The sequence below is a fragment of the Microbispora sp. H10836 genome (assembly GCF_012999525.1).
Classification (GTDB): Bacteria; Actinomycetota; Actinomycetes; order Streptosporangiales; family Streptosporangiaceae; genus Microbispora.
Map to the genome: position 1 here is coordinate 186620 of NZ_JABBWU010000008.1, position 17719 is coordinate 204338.

General features: G+C 72.4%; 17 protein-coding genes. 11 read left to right on the forward strand and 6 right to left on the reverse strand.

Features of this window, described 5'->3' with window-relative positions:
- Positions 1-20: 20 nt before the first annotated feature.
- Together HHX30_RS17150 and HHX30_RS43270 are read right to left on the reverse strand one after the other, a co-directional pair.
- Positions 21-1157, reverse strand: coding sequence for a sulfite exporter TauE/SafE family protein (locus HHX30_RS17150; protein ID WP_169982960.1), 1137 nt, complete (start codon positions 1155-1157; stop codon positions 21-23).
- Between the two features lie 2 nt (positions 1158-1159).
- Entirely contained in the window at positions 1160-1360 is a 201-nt protein-coding gene (locus HHX30_RS43270) for a hypothetical protein (RefSeq protein WP_143737724.1), read from the reverse strand.
- Between the two features lie 256 nt (positions 1361-1616).
- On the opposite strand from HHX30_RS43270, the gene HHX30_RS17160 reads away from it, so the two are divergent.
- From HHX30_RS17160 to murQ, 6 genes are all read left to right on the forward strand, one after another.
- A complete protein-coding gene (locus tag HHX30_RS17160; RefSeq protein WP_169982961.1) occupies positions 1617-3431 on the forward strand; it encodes an ABC transporter substrate-binding protein in 1815 nt (604 codons plus the stop codon).
- Positions 3432-3434: 3 nt separating this feature from the next.
- Positions 3435-4442: an ABC transporter permease gene (locus tag HHX30_RS17165; protein WP_311922511.1), complete on the forward strand. Its 1008-nt coding sequence runs from the start codon at positions 3435-3437 to the stop codon at positions 4440-4442.
- A 103-nt stretch (positions 4443-4545) separates the two neighbouring features.
- On the forward strand, positions 4546-5448 hold the full coding sequence (locus HHX30_RS17170; RefSeq protein ID WP_169982962.1) for an ABC transporter permease: 903 nt from the start codon (positions 4546-4548) through the stop codon (positions 5446-5448).
- A gap of 2 nt (positions 5449-5450) precedes the next feature.
- The gene (locus HHX30_RS17175) at positions 5451-6482 is read left to right on the forward strand and encodes an ABC transporter ATP-binding protein (protein ID WP_311922512.1); all 1032 of its coding nucleotides are present in this window, start codon (positions 5451-5453) and stop codon (positions 6480-6482) included.
- Positions 6479-7531 (forward strand): ABC transporter ATP-binding protein, encoded by a 1053-nt coding sequence (locus tag HHX30_RS17180; RefSeq protein WP_169982964.1) that lies wholly within the window; start codon positions 6479-6481, stop codon positions 7529-7531. Before HHX30_RS17175 ends, HHX30_RS17180 begins: the two co-directional genes overlap by 4 nt.
- A gap of 44 nt (positions 7532-7575) precedes the next feature.
- Positions 7576-8544, forward strand: a complete 969-nt coding sequence (gene murQ, locus HHX30_RS17185; protein WP_249350139.1) for an N-acetylmuramic acid 6-phosphate etherase — start codon at positions 7576-7578, stop codon at positions 8542-8544.
- Between the two features lie 100 nt (positions 8545-8644).
- On the opposite strand, the gene HHX30_RS17190 is transcribed toward murQ, so the two are convergent.
- Positions 8645-9544, reverse strand: a complete 900-nt coding sequence (locus HHX30_RS17190; protein ID WP_169982965.1) for a MurR/RpiR family transcriptional regulator — start codon at positions 9542-9544, stop codon at positions 8645-8647.
- Between the two features lie 243 nt (positions 9545-9787).
- Between HHX30_RS17190 and HHX30_RS17195 the strand changes: the two genes are divergently transcribed.
- On the forward strand, positions 9788-11344 hold the full coding sequence (locus HHX30_RS17195; RefSeq protein ID WP_211592130.1) for a glycoside hydrolase family 10 protein: 1557 nt from the start codon (positions 9788-9790) through the stop codon (positions 11342-11344).
- 161 nt (positions 11345-11505) lie between these two features.
- On the opposite strand, the gene HHX30_RS17200 is transcribed toward HHX30_RS17195, so the two are convergent.
- Entirely contained in the window at positions 11506-11949 is a 444-nt protein-coding gene (locus HHX30_RS17200; protein ID WP_169982966.1) for a helix-turn-helix domain-containing protein, read from the reverse strand.
- Between the two features lie 132 nt (positions 11950-12081).
- Here HHX30_RS17200 and HHX30_RS17205 point away from each other — a divergent pair, with 132 nt between their 5' ends.
- Positions 12082-12954, forward strand: a complete 873-nt coding sequence (locus HHX30_RS17205; protein WP_169982967.1) for an aldo/keto reductase family oxidoreductase — start codon at positions 12082-12084, stop codon at positions 12952-12954.
- A 72-nt stretch (positions 12955-13026) separates the two neighbouring features.
- Here HHX30_RS17205 and HHX30_RS17210 read toward each other — a convergent pair whose 3' ends face one another.
- Complete coding sequence (locus HHX30_RS17210; RefSeq protein WP_311922513.1) at positions 13027-13740, reverse strand: carboxymuconolactone decarboxylase family protein; 714 nt, start codon at positions 13738-13740, stop codon at positions 13027-13029.
- 82 nt (positions 13741-13822) lie between these two features.
- On the opposite strand from HHX30_RS17210, the gene HHX30_RS17215 reads away from it, so the two are divergent.
- The 3 genes from HHX30_RS17215 to HHX30_RS17225 are packed head-to-tail and all read left to right on the forward strand — an operon-like array spanning position 13823 to position 16616.
- Positions 13823-14467, forward strand: a complete 645-nt coding sequence (locus tag HHX30_RS17215; RefSeq protein WP_169982969.1) for a TetR/AcrR family transcriptional regulator — start codon at positions 13823-13825, stop codon at positions 14465-14467.
- Positions 14468-14486: 19 nt separating this feature from the next.
- Entirely contained in the window at positions 14487-15776 is a 1290-nt protein-coding gene (locus HHX30_RS17220) for an anhydro-N-acetylmuramic acid kinase (protein WP_169982970.1), read from the forward strand.
- 21 nt (positions 15777-15797) lie between these two features.
- Positions 15798-16616 (forward strand): MerR family transcriptional regulator, encoded by an 819-nt coding sequence (locus HHX30_RS17225; protein WP_169982971.1) that lies wholly within the window; start codon positions 15798-15800, stop codon positions 16614-16616.
- A 146-nt stretch (positions 16617-16762) separates the two neighbouring features.
- Here the strand turns inward: HHX30_RS17225 and HHX30_RS17230 are convergent, their stop codons facing one another.
- On the reverse strand, positions 16763-17677 hold the full coding sequence (locus HHX30_RS17230) for an alpha/beta hydrolase (protein ID WP_169982972.1): 915 nt from the start codon (positions 17675-17677) through the stop codon (positions 16763-16765).
- Positions 17678-17719 lie beyond the last annotated feature (42 nt).

The following is a 17719-nucleotide window of genomic DNA, read 5'->3' on the forward strand; positions in this document are numbered from 1 at the left end:
TTATTGGTAAGACGTTGGTGTCATGGGACGCGCTCGAACCTGACGAAGCCCACGTACATTCCCATCCCGCAGGCGTAGCGCAGCCGCCCCTCCGGACGGGCCGCGAGCCGCACCACGCGCTCGCCGGTCACGGGGAGCACGACGTCGCGGTCGTCGATCGCGAGCGTGCGCGTGCAGCCCCGGTTGTCCCTCGTCCTGAAGGCGATCTCGACGGGCCGCCCGGCGGCGGCGACCGCGATGCCGGGCCGGAAACCCTCGGCGGTCGCCCAGACCGTGAGCCGCTGGACGCCGTCGGTCCCGGTGAGGGCGCGTCCCGCGGCGGCGGCGGGGGAGCCGAACTGCGCCTGGGAGAAGTCCGGCAGCCAGCCGCCGAGCCGCAGGCCGGAGCCGACGGTGAAGAGGCCGGCGGCCAGGGCCGCGATCCCCGCCAGGGCGGCCAGCCGGGTCGAGGCGAGCGTGCGCACCAGCAGCCCGAGGGCGGCGAAGGCGGGAGCGGTGCCGAGGGCGAGCCCCGCGAGCACGGCCGCGCCCCCGGACGCGGAACCCATGGAGACGGCCACGACCTCCATGCCGACCGTGACGCCGCAGGGAACGAAGATCGTGGCCGCGCCCAGCCCGGCCGCCCGTACGAGAGTGGGGGAGCGAGTGCCGCCCCGCGTGCTCTTCAGCGGGGCGGCCGTACCGGGAGATGCGGTCCCGCAAGCGGCGGAGGCCGCGCGGCCGGGTGCGGCGCGCGGCGCGCAGTCGTGCCCGATGCCGACGGACGCGTGGTCCGGTGGAGGCCGCCCGCCCGGGGTGCGTGCGGGCACTTTCCTCGCCGGTGCGCAGCCCGCCTCGTGACGCCGGCGGAGCATCCGTACGGCGAGGACGACCACCACGGTTCCGGCGGCGACGAGCAGCGCCGCCCGGGTGCCCGGGCCGACCTGGACCGCCGCGCCAGCCAGCCCGAGCAACGCTCCGAGGGCGGTATGGGCGGCGAGTCTGCCGGTCAGGAACGCGGCCACCGGCGGGAGGGCACGGGACGGGCCGGCCGCGTTCCCGGAGGCGTTCCCGGAGACGAGGCCGATGAGAAGGCCGCCCTGGACGGCGGCGCACGACGCCGTGCCCGCGGCGAGGCCGGCGGCGAGGCCCCCGGCGAACAGGGCGGCCGGGTTCACGGTCAGCCGGTGAGCGCGAGGTCGTCCAGCGCGCCGGTCTTCGCCGCCTCCACGAGCGAGCCGAGCTGGTCGAGGCTCATCTCCACCTTCTGGCCGAAGTCGTCGGTGATGACGACCTGACGCTCGGCCGGGGCGGAGGCGTCCACGAACAGCTCGGGGCAGCCGCAGCTGCAGTTGCCACAAAATCGGGCGATGGACTTCACGCCAGTCCTCCTCGTACGGCGGGGCCTTTGCTCGCAACGTAATGTGATCGCGTGGAGGCGACCAGTAACAGTTCGCTGACCGGCCGGAGAGAAGTCCGCCACTCCCGGCGGGCGGTCGCGGTGCTCGGTTTCGCCGTGACCCGAATGAAGGAAAGTTGCAGAACCCTCACGAGTTTTGCAGATTATTGACCCGCCTGTGGGTCCGTGCTTAAGGTCCGGACAAGATCCGCATCAGAACAACCCCCCGGAGCGGTCAATGAAACGTCTGACAGCGATCGCGGCGTTGCTCAGCCTCGCGGCCGTCGCGGCATGCAGCGGCGGCGGCACGAACGGGAACTCCACAGGCGGCGGTGGCGGCGTCTACACCACGGTGGATATCAACAAGCCGTCGCTCGACGTCAACGCGCCGATCAACCCGTGGAACCCCAAGGGCAACGCGTTCTGGGGCTACAACGCGATGAGGATCGCCTGGGCGAAGAACACCCTCACCGACCCGAACCAGTTCTATCCGGGCATCGCGGCGAGCTGGGACATCGCGCCGGACAACTCCTCCATCACCCTGCACCTGCAGCCGGGCAACAAGTGGTCCGACGGGCAGCCCGTCACCGCCGATGACGTGAAGTTCTCCATCGCGCTGGCCTACACCCAGGGCAGCACCGCCTTCGCGGTCGATCCCGGCGCGGCCGGCGCCGCCTCGGACGTCGAAGTCGTCGACGACACGACCATCAAGATCACCCAGGACATGAAGAACCCCAGCGTCACGTTCGTGCGCGGGGTCATGGACGCCTTCGTGGTGCCCCAGCACGTGTGGCAGAGCGTCGTCCCCGCCGACTTCTGGGACATGCTCAAGGCCGCCCGCGGCGACGGCCCGGAGGCGGAGGCGGCGCGCGGGCAGATCAAGGCGCTGTCGGAGAAGGTGCTCGCGTTCGCCCCGCCTCAGGACGTGTCGGCCGGGCCGTTCGTCCTCAAGCGGATGAACCCCGGCGAGGCGCTGCTGGTGAAGAACACGAACTTCTACAACGCCGCCAACGTCGCACCCGACCAGCTCAAGCTGCTCAACACCACCGGGAACGAGCAGATCTGGAACTACCTGACCTCCGGCACGCTCGACAACGCCCCGTTCACCGCGGTGCCCGCCGACGTGATGACGCGCATCAAGGCGACGCCCGGCAACCAGGTCATCAAGGGCTACTCCCCGGTGGCCGTCTCGCTGGCGTTCAACCAGGCGAAGAAGCCGTACGACAACGTGCACGTGCGGCGCGGGCTGGCCTCCCTGGTCAACCGTGAGGAGGTCACGCGGATCGCCTCGCCGGAGGGCGGCACGGCGGCCGTGACCACCTCGGGCATCCACCAGAAGGCCGCCAGGGAGTGGCTCGGCGCCGGACTCGACGCGCTGGAGCCGTACAAACTGGACCCGGCCAAGGCCGACAAGGAGTTCACGGAGGCCGGTCTGCAGAAGAAGGACGGCAAGTGGGCGCTGCCCGACGGCAAGCCCTGGAAGGTGACGATCCACATCCCGGCGCCGTTCTCCGACTGGGTCTCCGCGGCCAAGGCCATCACCAGCCAGCTCACCGCGGCCGGCGTCGACGCCGAGGTGGTGACCACCGCCGACTATCCGCTCTACCTGTCCGAGCTCTCCGAGGGCAAGTACGACCTCGGCTTCTGGCTCATCGCGCTCGGCCCCGCGCCGTACAACATCTTCCAGCGCCTGTACGGCACATCCAACGGCTGGAACATCCTCGGCGGCAAGGTCAAGCACTCGGCGCCCGGCAAGGACGGCAACTGGATGGGCGGCCCGGAGACGATCGACGTCGACGGTGTCGGCACGGTCAACCCCGGCGAGCTGACCGCCCAGCTCAACAGCGTCAGCGGCGACGAGCAGAAGGCGGTCATCGCCAAGCTCGCCAAGGCGGCCAACCAGGACCTCCCGGTCATCCAGCTGTGGGACTACGTGAACACCCAGTTCGTCAACACCAACCGCTTCACCGGCTTCCCCGAGGACGAGAGCGACCTGCTGCGCCAGCCCTCCGGCGTCTGGATCCAGCTCGGCCTGATCAAGAAGAAGCAGTAGTCCGTGACGGTTCTCCTCCGGCGGCTCGCGGGCCATGTGGCCCGCGGGCTCGTCATGATCCTGGTCGTCACGACGATCAGTTTTCTGATCATCAGGAGCGTCCCCGGCGATCCGCTCGCGGCGCGCTACCAGAAGCTCGTCGAGCAGGGCATGGCCCCCGACGCCGCCCAGCGCGCGGTCGAGGCGTTGTACGGCTTCACGCCGAAGGGCGGCCTGTGGGAGCAGTACCTCGACTACATGGGCGGCCTGGCCCACCTCGACCTCGGGCAGTCGCTGTCCGTGCCCGGCGCCGGGGTGTCGACCGTGTTGTTCTCGGCGGCCAAGTGGACCGTGATCCCGGTGCTCGCCGGGACGCTGCTGAGCTTCCTCGCCGGCGTCGTCATGGGCGTCTACGCCGCGATCAAACGGACCGGCGTGCTCGGCGACCTCCTCGCGATCTCCGGATCCCTGCTGCACGGCGTCCCGCAGTACGTGCTGGCGCTGCTGCTGGGAGCGATCTTCACCACGCTGATCCCGATCCTTCCGGCAGGGGGCACGGCCGACATCGTGATCGATCCCGGCTTCACCGCCGACTACATCGGCTCGCTGGTCGAGCACGCCACCCTGCCGGTCGTCACGTACGCGCTGGCCGGTTACGGCGGGTGGATCCTCGCGATGAAGTCGAGCGTGGTCACGGTGCTCGGCGACGACTTCATCCTGGCGGCCGAGCTGCGCGGCATGAAACGGTCGATCATCTTCCGCTACGTCGCGCGCAACGCGATCCTGCCGCTGTTCACGATCCTGGCGCTCTCGCTGGGCCTGCTCTTCGGCGGCGCGATCTTCATCGAGCGCATCTTCAACTATCCCGGCCTGGGGCTGATGCTGATCGACAGCGTCAACAACCGCGACTATTCCCTGATGGGCGGGGCGTTCCTGCTCATCACGACGGCGGTCGTCGTCGCGAACATCGCCGCCGACCTGCTCTACACGGTCATCGACCCCCGGGTGCGCAGTGGAGGGGAGACGGCATGAGCGAGCGAAGCGAGCGAATCAGTGAACACAGCGAGCTGCCCGTCAGGGTCACCTGCGCGCCTCCGGCACGACGTCGCGCCGAGCCGCCAGGCGAGGGGGTCGCATGACGAGCACGATCGTGCCGGAGACGGGCGCCGCCGCGGCCGTGCGGCGCAACTTCTGGCGGGGTGTCTGGCGGGTCATGCGGCGCAAGCCGAGCCGGATGGCCGGGGCGGTCATCCTCGTGGTGTTCGCGTTCATGGGGATCTTCGGGCCGCTGCTCTACCCCGACCCGCTGCCCCGCGACACGAGCGCGCTCTACGCCTCGCCGAGCCTGCGGCATCCGTTCGGCACGGACTTCGAGGGCACGGACGTGCTCGCCCTCGTCGTGACCGGAACCCGGTACGTCCTGCTGACCGCCGTCGTGACGGCCGTCATCACGGTCGTGGTCGGCGCGGGCATCGGGCTGTTCGCGGGGTTCCGGCGGGGCCGCTGGGACACCGTGCTCATGCGGTTCACCGACATGAAGCTCACGATCCCCGGCCTGCCGCTGCTGCTGGTGCTGTCGACGGTGTGGAAGTTCACCGGCGCCGTCGAGATGGGCCTGGTGCTCGGGCTGCTCGGCTGGGGCGGCGTGGCCCGGGCCGTGCGGGCGCAGACGCTGTCGCTGCGCGAGCGCGGGTTCATCGAGGCCGCCCGGGGGCTCGGCCTGTCCACCACGCACATCGTCGGCAGGGAGCTGCTGCCCGGCATGGCCCCGTACATCGCGATGAACGCGCTCATCGCGGTGACCGGCGCGGTCTACGCGCAGGTGGGCCTGTTCTTCCTGGGTGTGCTGCCGTTCGAGGCGAACAACTGGGGGGTCATGCTCAACCTCGCCGTCTTCGGCGGCGGCGCGCTGACCACGACGGCCGCGCTGCCGTACCTGCTGGCGCCGCTGCTGGCGATCCTGCTGCTCACGCTCGGCATCGTGCTGATCGTGGACGCGATGGACGAGATCTTCAACCCCCGGCTGCGGGAGGAGTGAACGTGGCCTCCGAGCAGGGTCCTCCCGGTGTGCGGATCCGCGGGCTGACCGTGGTCTACCGCACCCCGGCGGGAGAGCTCCCGGCGGTGTCCGGCGTCGATCTCGATCTGGCGCCCGGCACGATCACCGGCGTGGTCGGCGAGTCGGGTTCTGGCAAGTCCACGCTCGCGCTGTCGCTGCTCAACGCCGTCCAGCCGCCCGGCAGGATCGCGGCGGGCAGCGTCGAGATCGACGGCCTCGGCGACGTCGTGGCGCTCGGTGGCGAGGGGTTGCGGCGGGCCCGGGGCCGGCACGTCGGGTACGTCTTCCAGGCGGCGCAGAACTCCCTCAACCCGCTGAAGACGGTCGGCAAGCAGGTGCTCGACCTGGGGCGCTCGCACGGCGTCGAGGACATGCGCGGCCTGCTGGCCGACGCCCGGGGCCTGCTCGGCCGGATGGGCCTGGACGGCGCCCGGGTGCTCGACTCCTACCAGCACGAACTGTCCGGCGGCATGCGCCAGCGGGTCGGCATCATGCTGGCCCTGGTGCTGAACGCCCGCCTCGTCGTGCTGGACGAGCCCACGACCGCCCTCGACATGATCACCCAGGCGACGATCCTGCGGATCGTCCGCGAGGTGCACGCCGAGCGCGGGCTCACCACGCTCGTCATCACCCACGACCTCGGGGTGGTCGCCGAGGTCGCCGACCGGCTCGCCGTCATGTACGGCGGACGCGTGGTCGAGCACGGCCCGACCCGCGAGGTGCTCGCCGGGCCGCGCCACCCGTACATGCGGGGGCTGCTCGGGGCCATCCCGCGCCTGGTCGGCGACATCGGCGAGGCGCGGGCCCTGCCGGGCCGCCCGCCGACGCTGGCCGACGTCCCGGCCGACGGGTGCGTGTTCCGCGACCGCTGCCCGCTGCGCATGGACGTGTGCGAGACCGGCAGCCCGCCCGTCGTCACCCGGGGCTCCCGGTGGGCGGCCTGCCATGCCGTACGGGACGACGAGGGGGACAGGCGGGCCGTGGCCGCCGCGACGGGAGAGGACCAGGCATGATCGGCGGGACCGGCATCACGAAGACGTTCCGGCAGCGCGGCGGCGTGCTCGGCGCGCGGGAGGTCCCGGCGCTGCGCGGCGTGGACTTCGCGATCCCGAAGGGCGGGGCCGTCTCGTTCATCGGCGAGTCGGGCTGCGGCAAGACCACTCTCGGCCGGATCATCGCCGGGCTGGAGACCTGCGACGCGGGCGAGATCGTCATCGACGGCGTGGCGATGTCGTCGCTGAGCCACCGGCGGCGGCAGCCGTACTTCCGCCGGGTCCAGCTCGTCCACCAGGACCCGTACTCCGCGCTGAACCCGACGCGCACCATCCACCAGGCGCTGGCCGCGCCGCTCGCGCTGCGGGCGCGGCAGACGGGCCGGCCGCGCGCGTGGGCGGACGAGCGGGCCGGGGAACTGCTCGGCATGGTCGGGCTCGACCCGGGCTACGTGCTGCCGCGCTATCCCCACCAGTTGTCCGGCGGCATGCGCCAGCGCGTGGTGATCGCCCGCGCGCTGACCGTCGATCCCGAGGTCCTGGTCGCCGACGAGGCCGTCTCGATGATCGACGTGTCGCTGCGCCTGGGCATCCTCGCGCTGCTGAAGGACCTGCGCGAGCGGCTCGGGGTGAGCGTGCTGTTCATCACCCACGACGTGGCGACCGCCCGCTACATCGGCACGGACGGCGAGCTGTACGTCATCTACCGCGGCCAGGTGGTCGAGCGCGGCCCGGTCGAGACCGTCATCTCGGCGCCGGTGCATCCCTACACCCAGGCGCTGCTGTCGGCCATTCCGGTGCTGCACGGGCTGGAGTCGCCGGGCGAGCAGCGGGTCGTGCCGGTGGAGGCGTCGGGAGACCACCCAAGCGACGACACGAGCGGCCACCCGGGCGGCCGCCCGAGCGACCACACGGGGGGCTGCCTGTTCGCGCCGCGCTGCCCGTTCCGTACGGAGCGGTGTGAGCGGGAGCGGCCCGTGCTCGGCCACGACGGCGGCACGCCGCAGCGGCACGCCTGCTTCCATCCCGAACGCCGCAGTGTGGTCGCCGTGCCGGTGAGCCACCGGTGAGCCCGGGCGGCACGAGGGAGACGGATTCCAACGACGGGGACGAGATGACTGACCCACTGGCGGGCCTGTCCACCGAGCAGCGCGAGATGTACACCGAGCAGCTCTTCACCGAGCAGAGCGAGCTGTTCACCGAGCAGAGTGATCCGCGTTATCGCGAGATCGACCGGCTGCCGACCGAGGAGATCGCCCGGCTGATGAACGCGGCCGACGCCACGGTGCCCGGCGCGGTGGCCAGGGCCATCCCGGCCGTCTCGGCCGCCGTCGACGCCATCGTCGCCCGGATGGGCGGGGGCGGACGCCTCTTCTACGTGGGCGCGGGGACGTCCGGCAGGCTCGGCGTCCTCGACGCGTCGGAGTGCCCGCCGACCTTCGGCACCGACCCCGAGCTCGTGCAGGGCGTCATCGCGGGCGGCGAGGCCGCGCTGACCCGGTCGATCGAGGGTGCCGAGGACGACCACGACGGAGGAATGGCGGCCGTCGCCGACCGGGCCCTGGGCCCGCTCGACTCGCTCGTGGGGATCTCCGCCAGCGGCCGGGCGCCGTTCGTGCTCGGCGCGCTGGGCGAGGCCGCCCGCCGCGGGGCGCTGACCGTGAGCCTGTCGTGCAATCCGGGGTCGCCGCTGTCGGAGCGGGCCGAACATCCGATCGAGGTGGTCGTCGGCCCCGAAGTGGTGGCCGGCTCGACCCGGCTCAAGGCGGGGACCGCCCAGAAGCTCGTGCTCAACATGATCTCCACGATCGCGATGATCCGGCTCGGCCGGACGTACGGGAACACCATGATCGAGGTCTCGGCGGTGAACGCGAAGCTCGCGCGCCGGGCGACGCGGATCGTCGGCGACCTCACCGGCGCCGGGCCCGCCGCCGCGCGGGCCGCGCTGGAGGCGGCGGACTGGAACATCAAGGCGGCGGTGCTGATGATCGAGCACGACCTCGGCCCTGACGACGCCCGCGCGCTTCTGCGGGCCAACGGCGACCGGCTGGAGGCCGCCCGCCATGCGGGCGGCGCCGCCTGACGAGCTCCGGCCTTCCGCCAGGAGGGGCCTGCCGGCCGGGCGGGGGAGCGGGCGGTCGGGGCCTGGCCGTGGGCGGGCCGGCCGGGCGCTCGCGGAGTGGTCAGGCGCTACGGACGCGGCGGTGGGCGTCGCCGAGGTAGTCGGCGAGCGCGTCGCGGGTCGCCCGTAAGGCGGCGTCGGAGGTGTCGAACGTGCGCTGCGCGACGCCGACGAACACGCAGTCGACGATGAGGAGCTGGCTGATCCGGCTGGCCAGCGCGCCCGGCCGGAACGCCGTCTCGCGACCGGCGGAGACCAGGACGTGGCCGGCGATCCCGGCCAGCGACGAGCGCGGATTGTTGGTGATCGCCACGACCGTCGCACCGGCCTTGCGGGCGACCCGTGCCGGGCCGAGCACGTCGGGTGTCTCGCCGGTGCAGCTCACCCCGACGGCGACGTCCCCCTCGCGCAGCAGCGCGGCGCTGGTGAGCGCGAGATGCGCGTCGGTGAAGTAGTGGCCGGGCAGCCCGATCCGCATGAGCTTCTGCGCCATGTCGGCCGCGACGAGACCGGAGGCGCCCACGCCGTACACGTCCACGCGGCGGGCGCCGGCGACGGCGTCCACCACCGCGCCGAGCCCTTCGGGACTGAGCTGCGCCGCCGTGTCGGCGAGCGCCTGCGACTCGGCCCGGGTGACCTTGGCGATGACGTCGGTCAGGGGGTCGTCCGGGGCGAGGTCGCCCGGCACGAGCCGTTCGGGGGTGTCCCTGGCCACGGCCGCGGCCAGCGCGAACCGCAGCTGTGAGTAGCCGGCGAAGCCCAGCGCCCGTGCGGTCCGCACGATCGTCGCCTCGCTGATCCCCGAGACCGCGCTGATCTCCGTGATCGTGCTGCGGGCCACCATGGCGGGGTCGTCGAGGATGAGACGCGCGATGGTCTGGGCGGCGGGGGTGAGCGAGGGCAGCACCGCACGCACCGTCGCGATCGGGTTGACCGGTGCGGCGCCCTCGTTCTCGTTCATCACCTGCAGCCTCTCCATTGCGCGATCAGCTTAGATCCACCCGCCCGCCGGCGCGGGACAACGGGATCAGAAGTCCACATGTCGAGACATGTGCGACGTGACCGGCACGTCTGGCGCGTCTCCAACGAGGACCTCCTGGGGCAGATTACACGTCTATGACACTTTCTTTTATCGGCATTGATCTGAAAGTAAGTTTCTGCCAGTGTCGTGATCGCCGCATCCCCCCGGCTTTCGGAGGTCCGATTGAGCTCCCCCTCCCGGCGTTCCATGCTGCGCGGCCTGGCCCTCGCCGCCGCGGCGGCGAGCGTCCCGCTGCCCGCCCTCGCCGCATCCCCCGCTTCCGCCTCGCCCGCCGGGTACGTCCCGCCGCTGCGTCAGATGCGCGGCATGTGGATCGCCTCGGTCGTCAACATCAACTGGCCGTCCAAGCCGGGGCTGACGCCCGAGCGGCAGCAGGCCGAGCTCGCGGCCTGGCTCGACCTGGCCGTGGCGCGCCGGCTCAACTCGGTGTTCGTGCAGATCAGGCCGACGGCCGACGCCTTCTGGCCGTCGCCGTACGAGCCGTGGTCGCAGTATCTGACCGGCGTCCAGGGGCAGGACCCGGGCTACGACCCGCTGGGCTTCGCCGTCGAGGCCGCCCACCGGCGAGGGCTCGCGTTCCACGCCTGGTTCAACCCGTACCGCGTGTCGATGCAGGCGGACCCGGCCGCGCTGCATCCGGATCACCCCGGCCGCCGCCACCCCGAGTGGATCGTCCCGTACGGCGGCAAGCTCTACTACAACCCCGGCATCCCCGAGGTCCGCGCGTTCGTGCAGGACGCGATGATGGACGCCGTCACCCGTTACGACATCGACGGTGTGCACTTCGACGACTACTTCTACCCGGTCAACACCACGGCGTTCGACGACAGCGCGGCCTATGCGGCGTACGGCGCGGGCTTCCCCGACCTGGCCGCCTGGCGGCGGAACAACGTCGACCTGCTCGTCCGGGAGATGCAGCGGCGTGTGCGGCGGGCCAAGCCCGAGGTGATCTGGGGCATCGGCCCTTCGGGCATCTGGCGCAACAAGGCCACCGACCCCCTCGGCTCCGACACCAGCGGCGGCCAGTCGTACGACAACCTGCACGCCGACACCCGGGGCTGGGTGAAGAAGGGCTGGCTCGACTACGTCGCGCCGCAGCTCTACTGGTACATCGGCCAGTCGAACGCCGACTACGCCAAGCTCGTCCCCTGGTGGTCCGACGTGGCCGCCGGCACCGGGGTGCAGCTGTGGATCGGCCAGGCGGCGTACAAGGCGGGGACGGCGGGGCAGCCCGCCGAGTGGTTCCAGCCGGACGAGCTCGCCCGGCACCTCACGCTCAACCGGGACCATCCGGAGGTCGGGGGAGACATCTGGTACAACGCGGCCGACGTCCGCGACGACCGGCTCGGCTCGATCAGCGCGGTCGTGAGCGGGCACTACACGCGGCCCGCGCTCGCGCCGCTGCTGCCCAGACTCGCGGGCGGCGAGCCGCCGCGCCGTCCCGTGCTCGCCTCGGCCCGGCGCGTGAGCGGGGGCGTGGAGTTGCACGTCGAGGCGACGGGACCCCGCGCCCCGTTCCAGTTCGCCGTCTTCCGGTTCGACCGGCCCGCCCGCCGGCAGGACTTCGCCGACGCGGCGCACCTGGTCGCCGTCGTGCCCGCGGGCAGGCACGTCCGCTGGGTGGACCCCGACGGCGCGCCCGGCCACCGTTACCACGTCACGGCGGTGGACCGGGCGTCCCGGCAGAGCGAGCCGAGCCGCGAACGCAGGGTGAATTGAGCAGGGTGCACCGAGCAGGGTGAATTGAGGAGGGCGCCCTGAGCGGGGCCCACGGGTCGGGGCGCCCTGGGCGGGGCGTGCGGCTCGGCGCGCCACGGCTCCCGGCAGACGGTGTCCGGGCTGTCAGGCGGTGTCCGGACTGCCGGGCGGTGTACGGGCTGTCAGGCCGTGCGGGTGTCGTACGTCGCCCGGTTGGCGAGCACGTCGTCCATGTGCGCCTCGGCCCAGGTTTTGAGGCCGCGCATCATCTGGTGCAGAGACAGACCGAGGTCGGTCAGCTCGTAGGTGACCGTGACGGGCACGGTCGGCGTCGCGGTGCGCGTGATCAGACCGTCACGCTCAAGGGAGCGCAGCGTCTGGGTGAGCATCTTCTGGCTGACGCCGGCGAGCAGGCGGGACAGTTCGGAGTAGCGCATCGGCCGGGGCTCACCGCCGCAGTCGGCGCCTCGCTGACGCGCGCTGTCGCCGCCCAGCGCGGCCAGGACCAGCGTGACCCATTTGTCGGAGATTCGGTCGAGCAGCTTGCGGCTTGGACACGCCGCCAGGAAAGCGTCATATTCCGCCTTGGCCTGCTCCCTCTTCTGGGCCGCCGTCATCGTCGCCATCGACCGCTCCTCTAACCCGGGGGTGCCCTACGCACTCCGAAGTGCGTACTTCCCGTCAGGAAGTTGCCTATCCATACTGCAGCAGGGGGGCCGAGAGGCACCACCATTCCGCTCACCACGAAAGACAGAGGCATGAGCACGCTCTCCATTTCGCTTCCCGGCGGCACCTGGACTCTGGGCGACCTGACCGTCACCCGGTTCGGCTACGGCGCCATGCAGCTCGCCGGCCCCGGGGTCATGGGCCCGCCCGCCGATCGTGACGGCGCGCTGGCCGTCCTGCGCGAGGCCGTCGACATCGGCATCACCCATATCGACACCGCCGACGCCTACGGGCCGCGCGTCACCAACCAGCTGATCCGGGAAGCGCTGCACCCGTACTCCGACTCGCTGCACATCGTGACCAAGGTCGGCGCGATCCGCGACGAGCAGGGAGGCTGGCCCCCGGCCCGCCGGCCCGAAGACCTGCGCCGCGCCGTCCACGAGAACCTCGAAGCTCTCGGCCTCCAGACGCTGGACGTGGTCAACCTCCGGCTCGGCGACGCCCAGGGCCCCCGGCCCGGCTCGCTCGCCGAGGCGTTCGAGACGCTCGTCGACCTTCAGCGGCAGGGCCTGATCCGCCACCTCGGCGTCAGCAACGCGACGGCGGAGCAGGTCGCCGAGGCACGCTCGATCGCGCCGATCGTGTGCGTGCAGAACATGTACAACCTCGCCCACCGTCAGGACGGCGAGCTGATCGACGAGCTCGCCGAGCAGGGCATCGCCTACGTGCCCTTCTTCCCGCTCGGCGGCTTCAGCCCGCTGCAGTCCTCGGCGCTGTCGGCCGTGGCGGCCCGGCTGGACGCGACGCCGATGTCCGTCGCCCTGGCCTGGCTGCTGCGGCGGTCGCCGAACATCCTGCTGATCCCCGGCACCTCGTCGGTGGCGCACCTGCGCGAGAACGTCGCAGGCGCGGGACTCTCGCTCTCCGACGAGGACCTCGCCGAACTGGACAAGATCGGCCGCTGAGAGCCCGCTCTATCGGTCGCGCCCGTTCTGCCGGCCCGTACGGTCAGGCGGTGCGGGCCGGGGCGTACGGGATCAGCGGGCGGGAGCGGGCTCGGCGAGGCAGGCGTTGAGCGCCTTCCACGCCTGCCATGCCCGTGTCGCCCCGAACTGCGCGTTGAAGCGCAGCACGGCGCGCACGTCCTCGTGTGACGCGCCGGCCCCGAGGGCGCGGCCCACGTGGATGCGGAACGTCTCGTCCAGCGTCTGGTAGTGCACGTCGACGCTCATCGTCATGAACGCCCGCTCGCGGACGCTCAACGTGCCCGGCCCCTGGACACCCCGCATGCGCGACTGCAGGTCGAAGTACTCCAGGAAGTACGGGTCGAGCCCGCTCAGCTCGGCACGCACCGGCTCGGGCAGCGGGGTCGGCGCGGCGCCGGGGCCGGTCTCCACCAGTTCCCGGGGCAGTGACTCGGCGTCCGGGCGGGGCAGCCCGGCCGCGGCCTCGATCTCGGTGAGCCGCTCCAGTGCGGCCAGCGCGGCGGCGTACCCGCTGTCGTAGGAGATCAGGCGCAGCAGCGCCCGCATGTCCGCGGTGGACAGGCCGCGCCGCAGGCCCTCGCGGACGTGCGTCTCGAACGGCAGGCCGAGGGCCGGCTGGCAGACGTCCGCCACCAGGGCCAGGAAGACCTTCTCGCGGTCGGACAGCTCGGGCACCGCCCAGCAGTGCCCGACGCTGGCGGCGGCCATCTGGGCGAACACCGGGTCCAGCCCGGTGATCACGTCGAAGTCGGTCGGAGTTTCCACGGACACAGGATTCGCTCCCTTTGTGAACGGCTGTAGCGCTACGACTGTAGCGTGATGACCCTCCTCGTACAATGGGCCGGTCATGGAAGCCACCCCGACTCCGACAACCGGGCCCCCGACTCCCGCCGCCCGCCGCCGTCCGAACGCGCGCGGGCAGGGCGAGCGGCTGCGCGAGGAGATCGTCGCGGCGGCCATGCGGATGCTCGACGACCTCGCCGACGACGAGGCGCTGTCGCTGCGGGCCGTGGCGCGCGAGGTGTCGATCGCGGCCACCTCGGTCTACCTGCACTTTCCCGACCGTGACGCGCTCGTGCTCGCGGTGCTGCGGCGCTGCCACGAGGAACTGGTGCGGGCCGGCGACGAGGCCGACGCGGCGCAGGAGGACCCCGCGGGGCGGCTGCGGGCGCGCATCCTCGCGCAGGCCGCCTGGGCACACGAACATCCGGGCCTGTACAAGGTGCTGCACGAGAGCGCGGTCCACCGCCGGCTCGGCATGCCGTTCAAGGAGGTGCTGGTGGCCAGGACCACGGAGGCGGTCCAGCGCTGCATGGACGCCGGGATCGTCCCGCGCGACGACGCCGCCACGGTCGCCATCGACCTGCGCACCGCCGTGAACGGCATGTTGTCGCAGCGGATCAACGAGCCCGACCTGCCCTGGCCGCCCGCGGAGGAGCAGATCGACCGATTCCTCACCAAGCTCGTCGGCCTTCCGCCGAGAGCCGGCTAGCAGTTCTCGCGAGGTGGGCATGCGCGTGCTCGGGCTGATCTCGGGGACCTCCCACGACGGGATCGACTGCGCACTCGTCCGCTGGTCGGCGGACGGCGACCTGCTCACCGGCGTCGTGGAGCACACCGGCACGGTGCCGTACCCGCCCGGCCTGCGGGCCGCGATCGTCGCCGCGCTGCCGCCGAACCGTACGGACATGGGTGAGGTCTGCCGTCTCGACACGCTCGTCGGACAGGCGTTCGCCGAGGCGGCGGCGGGCTGCCCGGCCGCCGACCTCGTCTGCTCGCACGGGCAGACGCTGTATCACTGGGTCGAGGAGGGGCGTGTGCGCGGGACGCTCCAGCTCGGCCAGCCCGCCTGGATAGCCGAACGTCTCGGCGTCCCGGTCGTGTCGGACCTGCGGGTGCGCGACGTGGCGGCCGGAGGACAGGGCGCGCCGCTCGTGTCCGCCTTCGACCTGCCGCTGCTCGCCGGATTGCGCGAGCCCTCCGAGCCGCACGGCTCGCTCGAGCCGCCGGAACCCCCTGATCTGCACGAGCCCACCGAACCCCCTGAGCCGCAGGGGCCGCGGGGGCTGCCCGGATCGCGCGGGCCGGCTGCTTCGCCCGGTCGCGCGGGCGCCCTCAACCTCGGCGGCATCGCCAACCTCACTGTGGCTCCCACGGCCGGCGAGCCGCCGCTCGCCTACGACACCGGCCCGGCCTCGGCGCTGCTGGACGCGGCGGTGCTCGACGCCACCGGCAGGCCGTACGACGAGGACGGCAGGCTGGCGGCGGCGGGGAGGGTGCACGAGGGGCTGCTGGCCGAGTTGCTCGCCGAGCCCTACTACCACCGGGCGCCGCCCAAGACGACGGGCAAGGAGCTGTTCCACGCGGGCTACCTGGAACGGGTGGCCGGGCCGTACGCGCTGGGGCTGCCGGATCTGCTGGCGACGCTCGCGGCGCTCACCGCCGAGACGGTCGCGGCCGAGATCCGGCGGCACCGGCTCGGCACGGTGGTCGTGTCCGGCGGCGGGGTGCGCAACCCGGCCCTGATGCGCGCCCTACGCGAGCGGGTCGCAGGTGCGCGGCTGCTGCCGAGCGACGACCTCGGCGTGCCCTCGGACGCGAAGGAGGCGATCGCGTTCTCCTACCTCGGCTGGCTGACCGCGCACGGCCTGCCCGGCACGGTGCCCGCCTGCACCGGCGCGTCCGGATCGCGGGTGCTCGGCACGATCACCCCCGGGCGCGGCCCGTTGCGGCTGCCCGGACCGCTGGACGCGCCGCCTCGGAGCATCCGCATGGGCACTGTTGACCCTGACACGGTGTGAGGCGCTGGAATCGGCCACACCATGTTCACCATCGGAGACTTCGCCAGGCACGGCCGCGTGTCGGTCCGCATGCTGCGCCACTACGACGCGATCGGGCTGCTCCGCCCGGCCCACGTCGATCCCGCGAGCGGCTACCGGTTCTACGAGGCGGGCCAGCTCGCCCGGCTCAACCGGATCACCGCGCTCAAGGACCTGGGCTTCACGCTCCGCCAGGTGCGGGAAGTCCTGGACGAGCGGGTGAGCGCCGAGGAACTGCGGGGGATGCTGCGGTTGCGGCAGGCGGAGCTGGAGGCGGCGATGGCCGCCGCGACGGCACGGCTGGCCCAGGTCGAGGCGAGGCTCCGGACGATCGAGAGTGAGGGACACATGAACACCGACGACGTGGTGGTCAAGCGCATCCCGGCCGTCCGGGTGGCCGAGCTGAGCGCCGTGGCGCGCAGCTACGAGCCCGAGGACATCAGCCCGGTCGTGGGTCCGCTGTTCGACGAGTTGTGCCGCAGGCTGGCCGAGGCCGGGGTGACCCCGGTGGGGCCGGGGATCGCCTACTACGAGGACGTCCCCGGCGGCGACGGCATCCTCGCGCACGCCGCGATGCCGGTCGCGGTGGCGCCGGAGGACGGTCACGACTTCGCGGTCGTGGACCTGCCCGCGATCGAACGGGCGGCCACGATCGTGCACCGGGGGCCGATGGACGACGTCCTCCCGACCGCGCAGACGCTGGCGCAGTGGATCGCCGACGGCGGTGACCGCTCCGCCGGGTACGCCAGGGAGCTCTACCTGGAGGCCGGGGAGGACCCCGCCCGGTGGGTCACCGAACTCCAGGAGCCGCTCGCCGGCTAGAAGGGCCACGTGAAGGCCGCCTTCCACGTACGTCGGCGCGGATCGAGGCCACCCCCTCGGTTCCGCCGGCCCGGGCCGCCGCGGGCCGGTGGAACCGCCGGTCCGCGCGCCCCGGCGGCCCGCTGCGGCGCCGTCGGGCCCGGACGTCAGCCCACTCCAGGTGTCTCGTGCCCGGCCTCCACCCGTACGGACAGGAAGCGGGCGGCCTCGTCGAGCGCCTCGTCGGCCTCGTCGAGGTGGCCGAAGTGGTTCTGGAACACGTGCGGCACCTGCGCCCAGACCCGCAGCGTGACGTCCACGTCGTCCGCGGCGGCGCGTGCGGCGAGCCGGACGGCGTCGTCCAGCAGGAGTTCGTTCGAGCCGGCCTGTACCAGCAACGGGGACAGGCCCCGCAGGTCGGCGAACACGGGACTCGCCAGTGGGTGGGCGGGGTCCTGGCCGGCCAGGTAGTGGGTGGCGAACGCCTGGATCGCCTCCGGGGTGAAGATCGGGTCGGCCTCCTTCTTCGTGCTCATGCTCTGCCCGCCGAGTGTCAGATCGACCCACGGGGAGAAGACGACCGCGCCCGCCGGCTGAGGCAGGCCGGCGTCGCGGGCCGCGACCAGGGTGGCGACGGCGAGCCCGCCACCGGCGGAGTCTCCGGCGAGCACCAGTTCCTCCGGTCGTACGCCCTCGTCGAGCAGTGCCCGGTAGGCGGCGAGACCGTCGTCCACCGCTGCGGGGAAGGGGTGTTCGGGGGCCAGCCGGTAGTCCAGCGACGTCGTGCGCAGCCGGGCACGAGACGCCAACTGGGCGGTGATCCCCGTGTGCGTGCCGGGCGACCCCACGACGTAGCCGCCTCCGTGGAGATAGAGCAGCCGCCCGCGACCGGTGGCGGTGGCCGGTGTCAGGTCGAGCGCGGGACGGCCGCCGAGCACCGTCTCGCGCACCGCGACGTCGTCGGGCCGGGGCCGGGACAGGGCGCCGGCGAATCCGGCGCGCTGCTCCGCCAGCGTCGGGTTCGGGTGGACGGGAGCGTTGCGGTGCAGGGCGTCGACGGCCTCACGCTGCTTGCGGGTCATCCGGACCTCCATGGGGATCGAGGGTGAGAGAATGCATTACTT

Coding starts and splice junctions, on each gene's coding strand:
- murQ (WP_249350139.1), top strand. CDS start 7,576: ATGACTGACCCACTGGCGGGCCTGTCCACCGAGCAGCGCGAGATGTAC.
- HHX30_RS17225 (WP_169982971.1), top strand. CDS start 15,798: ATGTTCACCATCGGAGACTTCGCCAGGCACGGCCGCGTGTCGGTCCGC.
- HHX30_RS17200 (WP_169982966.1), bottom strand. CDS start 11,949: ATGGCGACGATGACGGCGGCCCAGAAGAGGGAGCAGGCCAAGGCGGAA.
- HHX30_RS17190 (WP_169982965.1), bottom strand. CDS start 9,544: ATGAACGAGAACGAGGGCGCCGCACCGGTCAACCCGATCGCGACGGTG.
- HHX30_RS17205 (WP_169982967.1), top strand. CDS start 12,082: ATGAGCACGCTCTCCATTTCGCTTCCCGGCGGCACCTGGACTCTGGGC.
- HHX30_RS17180 (WP_169982964.1), top strand. CDS start 6,479: ATGATCGGCGGGACCGGCATCACGAAGACGTTCCGGCAGCGCGGCGGC.
- HHX30_RS17230 (WP_169982972.1), bottom strand. CDS start 17,677: ATGACCCGCAAGCAGCGTGAGGCCGTCGACGCCCTGCACCGCAACGCT.
- HHX30_RS17215 (WP_169982969.1), top strand. CDS start 13,823: ATGGAAGCCACCCCGACTCCGACAACCGGGCCCCCGACTCCCGCCGCC.
- HHX30_RS17220 (WP_169982970.1), top strand. CDS start 14,487: ATGCGCGTGCTCGGGCTGATCTCGGGGACCTCCCACGACGGGATCGAC.
- HHX30_RS17170 (WP_169982962.1), top strand. CDS start 4,546: ATGACGAGCACGATCGTGCCGGAGACGGGCGCCGCCGCGGCCGTGCGG.
- HHX30_RS17160 (WP_169982961.1), top strand. CDS start 1,617: ATGAAACGTCTGACAGCGATCGCGGCGTTGCTCAGCCTCGCGGCCGTC.